Origin of the sequence: Hymenobacter sp. YIM 151500-1 (assembly GCF_025979885.1) — a bacterium.
GTDB lineage: Bacteria > Bacteroidota > Bacteroidia > Cytophagales > Hymenobacteraceae > Hymenobacter.
Map to the genome: position 1 here is coordinate 2,630,612 of NZ_CP110139.1, position 12,154 is coordinate 2,642,765.

Sequence of the window (12,154 nt, forward strand, 5' to 3'; positions counted from 1 at the left end):
GTTAAGCATGTCGTGTGCTGACGCCAAAAGCTCAGCAGGACGGTGATTATCCCAACGTCGGCAGGCGGCACGTGGGGTTACTTCTTGCCCCCGCGGTACTCGTCGTTGAGGTGCTTGATTACCTGGTTGGTGATGTCCATGTCTTTGCGGCCGTAGGCAATAGTGCCGCTGGGAGCCGCAATCAGGATAAGACGGTAGCCGTTCTGCTTGCCGTAACGCTCAATCTGCTTGTTAATGCGCTCCAGTACCTGCTGAGTCATCTTGGCTTCCTCCTCGGCAGCCGTGCGCTGAAGCTTTTCCTGCTCCTGAGCTACCTGCATCTGGCGGGCTTGCAGCTGCTGCTCGGTGGCGGCCCGCTGCTCTTGGGTCATGCCCTCGGCCTTCTGCTGATACTGCTGCACGGCCGTCTGGAAGCCCTGCACCAGGGTTTTGTTCTGGGATTCCCAGCGGCGGGCCTTGGCCTCGAAATTCTTGCGGGCATCCTTCATGCCCTGGTAGCCATCGAGCAGCTTACCCGACTCCACGTAAGCCACTTTGTTGGTGTCGGCTACGGCGGCGGGTTCGGCCTCGGCGGGCTCGTCGTTGTCGGGAGTGGCGGCGGGAGCGGCCGATGCAGCGGCTGGCGCGGCGGCGGTGGCAGCAGCGGCTTTTTTGGGGGTAGCGGCGGGCTTGCCGGCAAAGTGCAGGTAGAACAACACCGCCACGGCTAGGCCCAGCACAATGTTAATGATGAGTTGAAGCGAATTTTTCATCTAGAAGAAACAAGAAAGCGAAACTGCCCACGCGAAGGCTGCTCAAAGAAACGGAAAAAGGCGGGGGCTCTTGTGGCACCAGTCAAATTCTAGCCTGAACCCTATTCTATATGGGCTAACTTATATTATCTTCCCGTAGCTGTGGTGTGCAGCCCGCGCGTGCGTTTTCTCACCTAACTCCCATCAGCTCATGAAAAAGTGGACTTTGTATCTCGTGGCCGTGCTGCTGGCGCTGGCCGCTTTTGCCACGCCGGGCCAAGCCCAACTGCCGCCCCTTATCGACCGGGAGCTGCTGTTCGGCGACCCTGAAATTTCAGGCGCCCAGCTTTCCCCCGACGGCAAGTTCATGTCGTTTATCAAGCCCTACAAAGGCACGCGCAACATCTGGGTGAAGCGCGCCGCCGAGCCTTTCGACGCGGCCCGGCCCATGACGGCCGACCTGGCCCGCCCCGTGCGCAGCTACTTCTGGAGCCGCGACGGCAAGTACCTGCTCTACGCCCAGGACAAAGGCGGCGACGAAAATTTCAACGTGTACGCCGTGAACCCCACCGAGGCGCCCGCCGCGGGCCAGGATGTGCCCGCCGCCCGCGACCTGACCGGCCTGAAGGGGGTGCGCGTGCAGCTCTACCACGTACCCAAAACCGACCCAAACGCCCTGTACGTGGGGCTCAACGACCGGGACAAAGCCTGGCACGACCTGTACAAGCTGAACCTGGCCACCGGCCAAAAAACGCTGGTGCGCCAAAACAATGACCGGATTACGGGCTGGGTGTTCGACTGGAACGACCAGCTGCGGCTGGCCTCCCGCTCGGCCCCGGATGGCAGCACCGAGTGGCTGCGCGTGGAGGCCGACAAGCTGACGCCCATCTACCAAACCACGCTGGAAGAGCAAAGCGCCGTGGTGGGCTTTCACAAGGATAACCAGCGCGTGTACCTCATCACCAACTGCGGCGCCGCCCGCGACCTGAGCGAGGTGGTGCTGTTCAACGTGGCCACGCAGAAGGAAGAACCCCTGGATGCCGACCCGCTCAAGCGCGTGGACGTAGGCGGCCTCATGCTATCGGAGAAGACGCACGAGCCGATTTTCGTGGCGTACCAGGACGACCGGCTGCGGCGGGTGTGGAAAGACAAATCCTATGAGCAGGACTTCCGGAAAATCCAGGCCCAGGTGCCCGGCGCCGACCTCTACCCGGTGTCGTCGACGGAGGACGAGCGGCTGTGGCTGATTTCGGCCACCAGTGCTACCCTGCCCGGCACCACGTACCTGTTCGACCGTCAAAGCAAGCAGCTCACCAAGCAGTTTGACCTGCGCCCCAAGCTGCGCGCCGCCGACCTGGCCGACATGAAAACCGTGCGCTACAAGTCGTCGGACGGGCTGGAGATTCCAGCCTACCTGACCTTACCAAAGGGCGCGGCGGCCAAGAATCTGCCCGTCATCATCTTGCCCCACGGCGGCCCCTGGGCCCGCGACCAGTACGGCTTCAACTCCCTGCACCAGCTGCTGGCCAACCGCGGCTACGCGGTGTTGTCGCCCAACTTCCGGGCCAGCACCGGCTACGGCAAGAAGTTCCTGAACGCCGGCAACAACGAGTGGGGCCAGAAAATGCAGGACGACCTGACCTGGGGCGTGAAGTACCTGGTGGCCCAGGGCATTGCCGACCCCAAGCGCGTAGGCATCATGGGCGGCTCCTACGGCGGCTACGCCGCGCTGGCCGGCGTCACGTTCACCCCCGACCTGTACGCGGCGGCTGTGGCCATTGTGGCACCCTCCAACCTGCTCACCCTGCTCACTACCATTCCGCCGTACTGGGAGTCCATCCGTCAGCAGTTCTACCGCCGCATGGGTGACCCCAGCACGCCCGCCGGCAAAACCCAGCTGGAGCGCCAGTCGCCCCTGAACTCAGCCGACAAAATCAAAACGCCCCTGCTGGTGGTGCAAGGTGCCAACGACCCGCGCGTGAACAAAGCCGAGTCGGACCAGATTGTGGTGGCGTTGCGGGAGCGGAACTACCCCGTGCAGTACCTCTGCGCCCCCGACGAAGGCCACGGCTTCGCCCGCCCCGTCAACAATATGGCCATGCTAGCGGCGGCCGAGAAGTTTCTGGCCCAGCACCTGAAAGGCCGCTACCAGGAGTCGATGACGCCCGCCGTAGCCCAGCGCCTCCAGGAAATCACCGTAGACCCCAAAACGGTGGTGCTGGCAACGAAGAAGTAGGTTGTTCCTGGCGGCAGACGATAACTAAAAGCTACTTCAACTCCTCACCTGCTATTTCTTCATCGTCCTCTTCGTGCAGGTCGGTTGCCGGGAGGCGGGGCTTTTCCTCGAAGGGCGCGGCGTGGTCGAGGCGGCTGGGGGCGGCATCGGTGCGGCCCAGGTGCACCAGCGCGTCGCCCTGGTTGACGACGGGCATGTGGTTGAGGCCGATGATATAGCCGGCCACCGGCGCTTCGAGGCGCACGGCGGTTTCGCCGTAGGGGTCGGCCACGGAACCGTACACCTGGCCTTTCTCGACGTACTGGCCCAGCTGCACCAGGCTGCGGAACAAGCCCGCAAACCGGGCCCGCAGCCACGTGGAGCGCATGCACACGACGCTAGGCGTGAGTGTCGGCGCAGCTGCCGGCGCCATGCCCAAATGGTGCAGCAGCCGGAACGTGCCGGCTATGGCTAGGTCAATGCCGCCCTCATCAAGCCGCAGCGACTCCCCGGTTTCATACACAATAATGCGGCGGCCCTGCTGCATGGCCGCCTCGCGCAGGGAGCCGGGCCGCAGGGCCGCGTGCAGGGTAAACGGCGCCCCGAAAGCGGCGGCCAGCGCGTCGGTTTCGGCGTCCTGGTGCAGCAGGCAGCGAATCTGCGGGATGTTGGCGCGGGCCGCTCCGCCCGTGTGGAAATCAATGCCGTAGTCAATCAGGGGCATGATTTCGCGCATGAAGCGGTGGGCCACGCGGCTGGCCAGGGAGCCGCGCGGGTTGCCGGGAAAGGAGCGGTTCACGTCCTTGCCGTCGGGCACTTCGCGCGAGAAGTTTAGGAAGCCGTAGATGTTGAGGATGGGTACGGCAATGATGGTGCCCCGCAACGGTTGCAGCAGGTCGCGCCGAATCATGCGTCGGATGGTTTCAATGCCGTTTACCTCGTCGCCGTGCATACCGGCCATGAGCAGCACCGTAGGCCCCGGCTCCCCGGACCGAAACACGTGCACCGGAATGTCGATAACCGTACCCGAGGGCAGGCGCGAAATGACGAGCCGCGTCAGCACCCGCTCGCCGGGCTTGATAACCAGGCCGTTGAGGCAGAGGTTGGTGGGAACGGCGGGGTGCGGCAAGGCAGAACGGAAAGCACGACGCACCTCAGGTACTTGCTGCGCAGCCCGGCCCCGAGGTGCATCCGCCGCCCGCGCCACGGAAGATAGGCAACCCGGCGGGATTTTGCGGCGCGGTGCCACCTGCTGCCGGCCTCACAGTGCCAGTACCATCAAACGGAAATCAGCGTCGAGCACCTGTCCGGGCGTCCATCACTGCTGCAGTGGCCGCACACCATGGTGGCAACTCCTGTGCCCACCGCTGCCCACAGCCCGAGGCTACAGCGCCTCGTCAACGGGTGGCTCCGACACGGGCCGGGGTTTGGCCTTGGTTTTCTTCTTGTGGGCTACTGCGGCGGTGTACTCGATGATTTTGCCGGCTATGTCGAGGCCGGTGGCTTTTTCGATGCCTTCGAGGCCGGGCGAGGAGTTGACTTCCAGCACCAGCGGGCCCCGCTTGCTTTGCAGCATGTCGACGCCGGCCACGCCCAGGCCCAGGGCTTTGGTAGCCAGCAGGGCGGCGGCCTTCTCGGCCCGGCTGAGCTTGACGAGGGTGCCCGAGCCGCCGCGGTGCAGGTTGGAGCGGAACTCGCCCTCCTTGCCCTGGCGCTTCATGGCGCCCACCACCTCGCCGTTCACGACGAAGGCGCGCAGGTCGGCGCCCTTGCTTTCGGCAATAAACTCCTGCACGATGATGCGGGCCTTGAGGTTGTGAAACGCCTCAATCACCGACTGGGCGGCTTTTTCGGTTTCGGCCAGCACCACGCCCAGGCCCTGGGTGCCTTCCAGCAGCTTAATAATCACCGGTGCCCCGCCTACTTGGCTAATCATGGCGGCCACATCGTCGGAGTAGTTGGTGAAGGCGGTTTTGGGCATGCCTACCCCGGCGCGGCTCAGAATCTGCATGGACCGCAGCTTGTCGCGGCTGCGCACAATGGCCTGGCTTTCCACGGCCGTGCGCACCTTCATCATCTCAAACTGCCGCACCACGGCGCAACCATAAAACGTGACCGAAGCCCCAATGCGCGGAATGATGGCGTCGAAGCCCTCCAGCTTTTGGCCTTCGTAGATGATGCCCGGCTTCCCCTTCTCCAGCACCAGGTTGCAGTGCAGGTGGTCAATAACCACGGCTTCGTACCCGCGCTGCCGCGCGGCTTCTACCAGCCGGGTGGTCGAGTACAGCTTCGGCTCACGCGACAGAATCGCCAGTTTCATCGGATACAAGAGGTGCTTGGGGAAAGAATAGATACAGAGCAGAAGCGCCCAAAGATACGGGCCGGGTGTTAGACCCCGCTAGGAGCGGCCGGCCGTGAGCTGGCTTTTGTACGACAGGTTCAGGCGGGCCACATCCACCACCAGCCGGGCCTGGCGCAGCAGCACCCGCCCAATCAGCACCGGGTAGCGCATGTCGCTGCGGTCCGACAAGGAAAACTCGGTGTCAAAATCTTCCCCAAACAGCCGAATAGCCATCTGAATAACATACCGCTCTTGCACCTCGCCATTGGACGACCGAATGTCGCGCAGCTTAAACCGCTCAAACTGCATGGGCGTGCCGTCGAAGTTGGGGTGCGAGGGGTCCAGCAGCTGCACGTGCAGCACTGGGCGCCCGCCGGGCTGGGTTTCCACGTGAATGTTGGAGCAGTGAATAGCCGCCGTGTAGGCCCCGGTATCCACCTTGGCCTCCACACCCCACAGCTGAAACTGCGGAAAATCAACCAGCTCCCGCCGGCCCACTGTCCGCTTCGGTCCACGTTGTGTTTTCATGAACGGCAAGATAGGGGCTGATGAGATGACAGGTGAGATGAGGTGACAGGTGAATAGTGACAGGTAACAGGTGACAGGTGACAAGTAAGAAAGAACGTCATGCTGAGCGAAGCCGGAGGCGCAGTCGAAGCATCTCTCCCGCGGGCTAACTTCCTGCTAACTCCTGACGCTTGTTCAACGAAGCAGTAGAGATGCTTCGACTTCGCTTCGCTACGCTCAGCATGACCGTTCATCCTGTCACTTGTTACCTGTTACCTGTCACTATTCACCTGTCACCTCATAACCATTCACCCCATTACCCCTTATAGCTAATCCGGTACACGGCGTCGTTCTGGTCGTCGGAGACGAGCAGGGAGCCGTCGGGGTGGACGAGCAGGCACACGGGGCGGCCCCAGCTCTGCTGGCCTTGTAGCCAGCCGTCGGCGAAGGTTTCGTAGCTCTGGGCCTGCTTGCCGCTAGCGTCGAGGCGCACGAGCATGATGCGGTAGCCAAGTTTCTGGCGGCGGTTCCAGGAGCCGTGCTCCGGAACGAAAATCTGGTTGCGGTACTGAGCCGGGAACTGCTGGCCGGTGTAAAACTTCATGCCCAGGGCCGCCACGTGCGGCCCCAGCTTGCGGGCCGGCTTAACGTAGGTGTCGGCCGACTTGCCGCGGCTAAACTCCGGGTCGGGTACGTCGCCGGCGAAGAAGTAGGGAAAGCCGAAGTGCAGGCCCGGTGCGGGGGCGCGGTTCAGCTCATCGGGGGGCAGGTTGTCGCCCAGCATGTCGCGGCCGTTGTCGGTAAACCACAGGGACCGGTCCTGGGGGCTCCAGTCGAAGCCCACTGTGTTGCGCACGCCGTAGGCAAACACTTCCAGGCCGGTGCCATTGGGGTTGAGGCGGTTGATGGTGGCGTAGATGGGCCGCTCGGGCAGGCAGGAGTTGCAGGGCGCGCCCACCGGCACGTATAGCTTGCCGTCGGGCCCGAAGGCAATGTAGCGGTAGCCGTGCCATTCTTTGTTGGGCAGCTGCCCGTACACCACGGCCGGCTGGGGCTTCTGGCGCAGGCGCTGGGCAATGTTGTCGTAGCGTAGAATGCGGTGGATTTCGGCCACGTACAGGGCGCCGTCGTGCACGGCCACGCCGTTGGGGGCGTTCAGGCCAGTGGCAATGGTCACTACCTCATCGGCGCGGCCGTCCTTGTTCCGGTCGGGCAGGGCGTACACTTTGTCGGTTTTGGTGCCCACGTACACCGTGCCATCGGGGCCCAGCGTAATCTGGCGGGCATCTTTTACGCCCTGGGCAAAGTAGCTGATGCGGAAGCCCGCCGGCAGCTTAATCTTGCTCAGGTTGGCATCGGGGGCGGCCGACAGGGCGGCCCGCTCCAGGGGTTCGGTGGAAGAAGTCAGGGCCAGCGGAGCCAGCAACAACAATGGAAGGAAGCGGCGCGTTTTCATACTTGCCCAAACCCAAGCGGGCGGCGGAAGGTTGCGGAAGCTTCGCAGTACTTTGCTGCTCGTAAGCACCCCTTCCCCATGACGACCACCCCCCCCCTCCCCTGCCTGGCGCGACCAGGCCCAGCGTTTCGGCCGCCTGCTGCTGTACCGCGGCGACATCACCCGCCTCGACACCGACGCCATCGTGAATGCCGCCAACTCCGGCCTGCTCGGCGGCGGTGGCGTAGACGGGGCCATTCACCGCGCCGGCGGCCCCGAAATCCTGGAAGCCTGCCGCCGCTTGCGGGCCACTTCGCTACCCGATGGCCTGCCCACGGGCGAAGCCGTCATCACCACCGGCGGGCGGCTGCCGGCCCGCTACGTCATTCACACGGTGGGTCCGGTCTGGAACGGAGGCCACAGGCAGGAGCCCGCGTTGCTGGCTAGCTGCTACCAGAACAGCCTGCGCCTAGCCGCCGAAAACAATCTGCGCAGCGTGGCCTTCCCCGGCATCAGCACCGGCATCTACGGCTACCCCAAGCCCGAAGCCGCCCGCATTGCCGTGCGCGAAATACGGGCATTTCTGGAGCAGCACGAGCAGCCGCAGGAAGTGGTGCTGGTGGCCTTCGACGAAGAAGCTTACCGGCTGCTGGAGCATACAGCACGGTAGCCCTAGTTATGTTGCGTCTCGTCGTTGAACGACTCCGCCGACAATCGTGCAGACGGCCGGCTCGGACGACGAGACTCCAACTATTGCGTCTCTACAGGCAGGCAAATCGTTCTGGCGGGGGCGGCTGGAGCCTCCCGCATAGCCAGCACGGGGTGCCGCCCCGCCCCATCAGCATAGCTGTACTTCCGGGTGGCGGCGCAGGTAGGCAGCCACTTCCCAGATGAGGCCGGCGTGGCCGGCGTCGAGCAGCACGGTGCGGGCGGCTTGCAGGGAGCTGATAAACTTTTGCAGCCCTGCGTGCGGAATCACCCGGTCGTGGCGGCCCAGGAAGAAAGTGACGGGCGTGGGCCGGCGGTTTAGCTGGGCGGCCAGCTGTTTCAGGTCGAAGGTGAGGTTGCGGAAGCCGACCCAGCTGCGGTACACGCGCAGGCGCTTTTCGCGGCTGTCGAGCTGCCACTGGGCGAAGCGCACCAGGTTGGCATTCACGAGGCGGCTCTGGTGCAGCGTGTCGAGTAGGCGCAGCAGGCCCTGGGGGCGCAGCACGGCCCGGCCCAGCACCCCGCGCATCCAGGGCGGATAGGTAGCCAGCGCGTACCAGAACTGCCGCTGCAACCCATCAGGAGCCAACAGCCATATCTGCTCCACGCGCTCCGGCAGCCGCTCGGCGGCCGTGAGGGCAAACTTGGCGCCCATGCTAAACGCCAGCAGGCTGAACCGCTCAACCCCCTGCTCGCGCAGAAACTCTTCCAGCAGCTCACCCAGGCGCCGTTTGCTCAGCGGCGCGTCGGCCTTGGCCAGGCGGCTACGGCCGTGGTAAAACAGGTCGAAGGCGTACACCGTCACGTCGGGGCCCAGTACCGGCAGCATGGTGCGCCAGTGCCCTTCGCTCTGCCCGTAGCCGTGAAACGCCAGCACCACCCGCGCCCCGGAGCCGTATTTCTGGTAGTGCAGGCGAGTCTTCATAAAGTTGAGAAGGTAGAAAGTGAGTACCTACGGAACGGCAGCTTCAGCGGAGCGGCATGTCGGTAGCAAGACCCGTTCTCAGGAAATGTTAAAGCCCCCGCGGGGCGGCACCTATCGTTTGCGGACGTCAAGTGTCGCCCCGCGGGGGCTTTGCACGTTCATACACATGATTTTCTACCAACATGCCGCCCCGCGGGGGCTGCCGTTCCGTAGGTACTCACTTTCTACCTTCTCAACTTTCTACCTTCCAAACTACCCCAGCCTCGACACGCCGCCGGAGACGATGAACTTCATGACTTCAGAGCTGGGCAGGTCGAGGTAGGTAAGGCGGTCCAGGGGCACGAGCACCAGCTCGCCGGAGAAGTTGTAGGAGTGCGGGAAGTAAACGGCCACCAGGTCGTCGCGGAGCACGGCCGTCATGGCGGCCTGGGTCACGAAGCCCATCTTGTAGGTTTGCTCCTGGACGTTGAGCTGCACCAGCACCGGCCGGTTGAACTTCTGCTCGTCGCCCACGAAGGCGTCGAACAGGTCTTTGAGGCTGGAGTAGATGATGCTGACCAGGGGCGTGCGGTGCAGCACCCGCTCGGTGATGATGACGAAGGGCCGCACCAGAAACGACTTCGCCACGAAGCCCACGCCCGTAATCAGCACCACGGCCAGCAGCAGCCCCAGCCCCGGCACATCGAAGCTCAGGCCGGCAAACAGGTCGTTGAGCCAGCGCAGCAGCGCAAACAGGATGTAGACAGTCAGCCCAATGGGCGCGACAATCAGAAAGCCATTGAGAAAGTAATTGAGCAGACGACGCATGGCAGTATGACAAGAGGCAGCAAGTTATACAAACGAGTGCCTCCCCACCTGTCATTCCTCGCTTTGCTCAGAATGACAGGTGGGGAGGCATTCATGCGGGCCGCGCTTTAAGCCACGGCTGCTGCTACTTCCTCAATCCGGTCTTTCACGCGCTGCATCAGCCACATGGGCGTGCTGGTGGCCCCGCAGATGCCCACCGTTTCGGCCCCGATAAACCACTCGTCTTGCAGCTCCTGCTCGTTTTCCACGAAGTAACTGCGCGGGTTGGTCTGGTTCACCACCGAAAACAGGGCCTTGCCGTTAGAGCTTTTCCGCCCGCTCACAAACACAATGACGTCGTGCTGGGTGGCGAACTTTTTCAGGGCCGGCTCCCGGTTGCTCACCTGCCGGCAGATGCTGTCGTTGGCGTCGAAAGCCTCCAGGGAGCCGCCGGCCGCCGCAATGCGCTGCTCTATCACCTCTTTCATGTGGTAGAAGCCAGCCGTGCTCTTGGTGGTCTGGCTAAACAGCGTCACGGGCCGCGAAAAGTCAATCTGGTCCAGGTCGGCTTCGGTCATGACGATGATGGCCTGATTGCCGGTCTGGCCCGTGAGGCCGGTTACCTCGGCGTGGCCGGGCTGCCCGTAGATGACGATTTGGCCGTTTTGGCGGGTGGTGGCGTCGTAGGCGTGCTTCACGCGGTTTTGCAGCTTCAGCACCACGGGGCAGGAAGCGTCAATCAGTTCGATGTTGTTGCGCAACGCCAACTGGTAGGTTTCCGGCGGCTCGCCGTGGGCCCGAATCAGCACCTTGGCATCGTGCAGGCCCGCCAGTTGCTCCCGGTCGATGATGCGCAGGCCCAGGGCGTGCAGGCGCTCCACTTCCATGCGGTTGTGCACGATGTCGCCCAGGCAGTACAGCGTCTGGTCCTGGGCCAGCTCGTCCTCGGCCATCTGAATGGCAAACTCGACGCCGAAGCAGTACCCGGAATTCTTATCGATAGTGACGTTCATAGCTTCTCTACAGTAAACTTCGGGAGGGCGCGGCAAGAAGCAATGCATCCTACAGCACAAGGTAAACAACCGAACTTCGGTTTCGGTGACGCGCAGGCCGACAAATACCGGGCCTCACTCGCTACTTCTTAGCTGCAACCCCAGCCTGACCCAGTACACCCCCGTTACTTTTCGGCTGCGGCCAAGGACAGCAAAGCCGCCGACACGCGCTCCAGCACGAAATCCACTTGCTCGTCGACGGTAATGTGGGTGGTGTCGAGCAGGATGGCGTCGGGGGCGCGGCGCAGGGGGCTTTCGGCGCGGGTAGAGTCGAGGTGGTCCCGCTTGCGCAGGTTTTCCACGATGTCTTCCACCGGCACGTGCTCGTCTTTCTGGGCTAGCTCCTCCTGGCGGCGCAGGGCCCGCGTAAGCACGTCGGCGGTCATAAACACCTTTACCTCGGCATCCGGAAACACGGTAGTGCCGATGTCGCGCCCGTCCATCACCACGCCGCGCTTGCGGCCCATGCGCTGCTGCTGGCGCACCATGGCGTGGCGCACGGCCGGAATGCCCGATACCTCGCTCACGGAGTTGGAAATGCGCATCTGCCGGATTTCGTCTTCCCGGATTTCGCCGTCGATGCACACTTCGTTGCGGCCGGTGCTGCGGTTGCGCTTGAAGGTGATATGCAACTCGTGCAGGGCCTGCTCGATGCGGGGCAGGTCGTCGAAGGCAATGTTGTGCTCCAGCAGGTACAAGGTCACGGCCCGGTACATAGCCCCGGTGTCGATGTAGGCGTAGCCCAGCTCGGCGGCCACGGCTTTGGCCGTGGTGCTTTTGCCACACGAAGAGTAGCCATCAATGGCAATGACAATTTTTCGCATGGCGAAGTCGCTTGAGGCAGAACAGCTGGCAGGACTCACTACATCCAGGATTTACGGCCCGGCTTGGTGGCCAGGCGCTGGGGTACATCCGCAAAAAACAGGGCCACCGACTGGGCCAGGCCCTTGGTGAGCTGCTCACTTACGCGGTAGAAGGGGTTGAAAAAATGGTGGTCGTTGATACCCACGCCCGTGGTACCGTCGCGCCCGGTGGCCCACTCGCCCCGGTAGGTTTCCACCAGGCACTGCCCCAGGAAGCACCCCAGCGCCGTGACAACGCCCGGCCGGTCGGCTTCCTTGATGATGGGCCGCTGAGTTTCAATGAACTCGGCCAGGCGTTGCACGGCCTCCGCATCAAACTGATTGACGCGCAGCTGCTGGCGCACGGCCTCGGCGGCAGCTAGCAGAGAAGTAAGCGGGTTGGTTTCGGGCATAAAGCGGCGGCGGAGGAAAGCAGAAGCTATAACTGAGATGGTGGGGCTGACTCAATTAGGCGCGTCGGTACTGGCCGCACTGTGATTGGGTACGGGAGGCACCGGGCACTTAGTGACTGTCGCAGGGGCAAGGGGTTTTTCCGCTTTTGGCTTTGCGCTTGAAGGCGGCCGTTTTCTTCTGCTGAGGGGTGCGGCTGGC

General features: G+C 63.3%; 12 protein-coding genes. 2 read left to right on the forward strand and 10 right to left on the reverse strand.

The genetic code is table 11. The annotated features are described in order from the left end of the window. Nucleotides 1-77: 77 nt before the first annotated feature. A complete protein-coding gene (locus OIS53_RS10945; RefSeq protein WP_264678611.1) occupies nt 78-752 on the reverse strand; it encodes an OmpH/Skp family outer membrane protein in 675 nt (224 codons plus the stop codon). 190 nt (nt 753-942) lie between these two features. Between OIS53_RS10945 and OIS53_RS10950 the strand changes: the two genes are divergently transcribed. Further along, complete coding sequence (locus tag OIS53_RS10950) at nt 943-2,967, forward strand: S9 family peptidase (RefSeq protein ID WP_264678612.1); 2,025 nt, start codon at nt 943-945, stop codon at nt 2,965-2,967. 31 nt (nt 2,968-2,998) lie between these two features. Here the strand turns inward: OIS53_RS10950 and OIS53_RS10955 are convergent, their stop codons facing one another. From OIS53_RS10955 to OIS53_RS10970, 4 genes are all read right to left on the reverse strand, one after another. After that, entirely contained in the window at nt 2,999-4,075 is a 1,077-nt protein-coding gene (locus OIS53_RS10955) for a succinylglutamate desuccinylase/aspartoacylase family protein (RefSeq protein WP_264678613.1), read from the reverse strand. Nucleotides 4,076-4,330: 255 nt separating this feature from the next. Beyond that, nucleotides 4,331-5,266, reverse strand: coding sequence for a 30S ribosomal protein S6--L-glutamate ligase (rimK, locus tag OIS53_RS10960; protein ID WP_264678614.1), 936 nt, complete (start codon nt 5,264-5,266; stop codon nt 4,331-4,333). Nucleotides 5,267-5,344: 78 nt separating this feature from the next. Next, the gene (locus tag OIS53_RS10965; RefSeq protein WP_264678615.1) at nt 5,345-5,815 is read right to left on the reverse strand and encodes an ATP-dependent zinc protease family protein; all 471 of its coding nucleotides are present in this window, start codon (nt 5,813-5,815) and stop codon (nt 5,345-5,347) included. Nucleotides 5,816-6,110: 295 nt separating this feature from the next. Then, the gene (locus tag OIS53_RS10970) at nt 6,111-7,250 is read right to left on the reverse strand and encodes a PQQ-dependent sugar dehydrogenase (protein ID WP_264678616.1); all 1,140 of its coding nucleotides are present in this window, start codon (nt 7,248-7,250) and stop codon (nt 6,111-6,113) included. 142 nt (nt 7,251-7,392) lie between these two features. On the opposite strand from OIS53_RS10970, the gene OIS53_RS10975 reads away from it, so the two are divergent. Then, nucleotides 7,393-7,899, forward strand: coding sequence for an O-acetyl-ADP-ribose deacetylase (locus OIS53_RS10975; RefSeq protein ID WP_319805493.1), 507 nt, complete (start codon nt 7,393-7,395; stop codon nt 7,897-7,899). Between the two features lie 168 nt (nt 7,900-8,067). On the opposite strand, the gene OIS53_RS10980 is transcribed toward OIS53_RS10975, so the two are convergent. The 5 genes from OIS53_RS10980 to OIS53_RS11000 all read right to left on the reverse strand — a co-directional run bounded on the left by OIS53_RS10980 (nt 8,068) and on the right by OIS53_RS11000 (nt 11,955). Then, nucleotides 8,068-8,862, reverse strand: coding sequence for an alpha/beta fold hydrolase (locus OIS53_RS10980; protein ID WP_264678617.1), 795 nt, complete (start codon nt 8,860-8,862; stop codon nt 8,068-8,070). Nucleotides 8,863-9,114: 252 nt separating this feature from the next. Beyond that, nucleotides 9,115-9,669, reverse strand: a complete 555-nt coding sequence (locus tag OIS53_RS10985) for a DUF502 domain-containing protein (protein ID WP_264678618.1) — start codon at nt 9,667-9,669, stop codon at nt 9,115-9,117. 107 nt (nt 9,670-9,776) lie between these two features. Then, nucleotides 9,777-10,661, reverse strand: a complete 885-nt coding sequence (locus OIS53_RS10990) for a 4-hydroxy-3-methylbut-2-enyl diphosphate reductase (RefSeq protein ID WP_264678619.1) — start codon at nt 10,659-10,661, stop codon at nt 9,777-9,779. A gap of 164 nt (nt 10,662-10,825) precedes the next feature. Continuing rightward, nucleotides 10,826-11,524 carry a (d)CMP kinase gene (gene cmk, locus OIS53_RS10995; RefSeq protein ID WP_264678620.1) on the reverse strand — a complete coding sequence of 233 codons (699 nt, stop codon included), beginning with the start codon at nt 11,522-11,524 and terminating at the stop codon, nt 10,826-10,828. Nucleotides 11,525-11,562: 38 nt separating this feature from the next. Beyond that, nucleotides 11,563-11,955 carry a hypothetical protein gene (locus OIS53_RS11000; RefSeq protein ID WP_264678621.1) on the reverse strand — a complete coding sequence of 131 codons (393 nt, stop codon included), beginning with the start codon at nt 11,953-11,955 and terminating at the stop codon, nt 11,563-11,565. Nucleotides 11,956-12,154 lie beyond the last annotated feature (199 nt).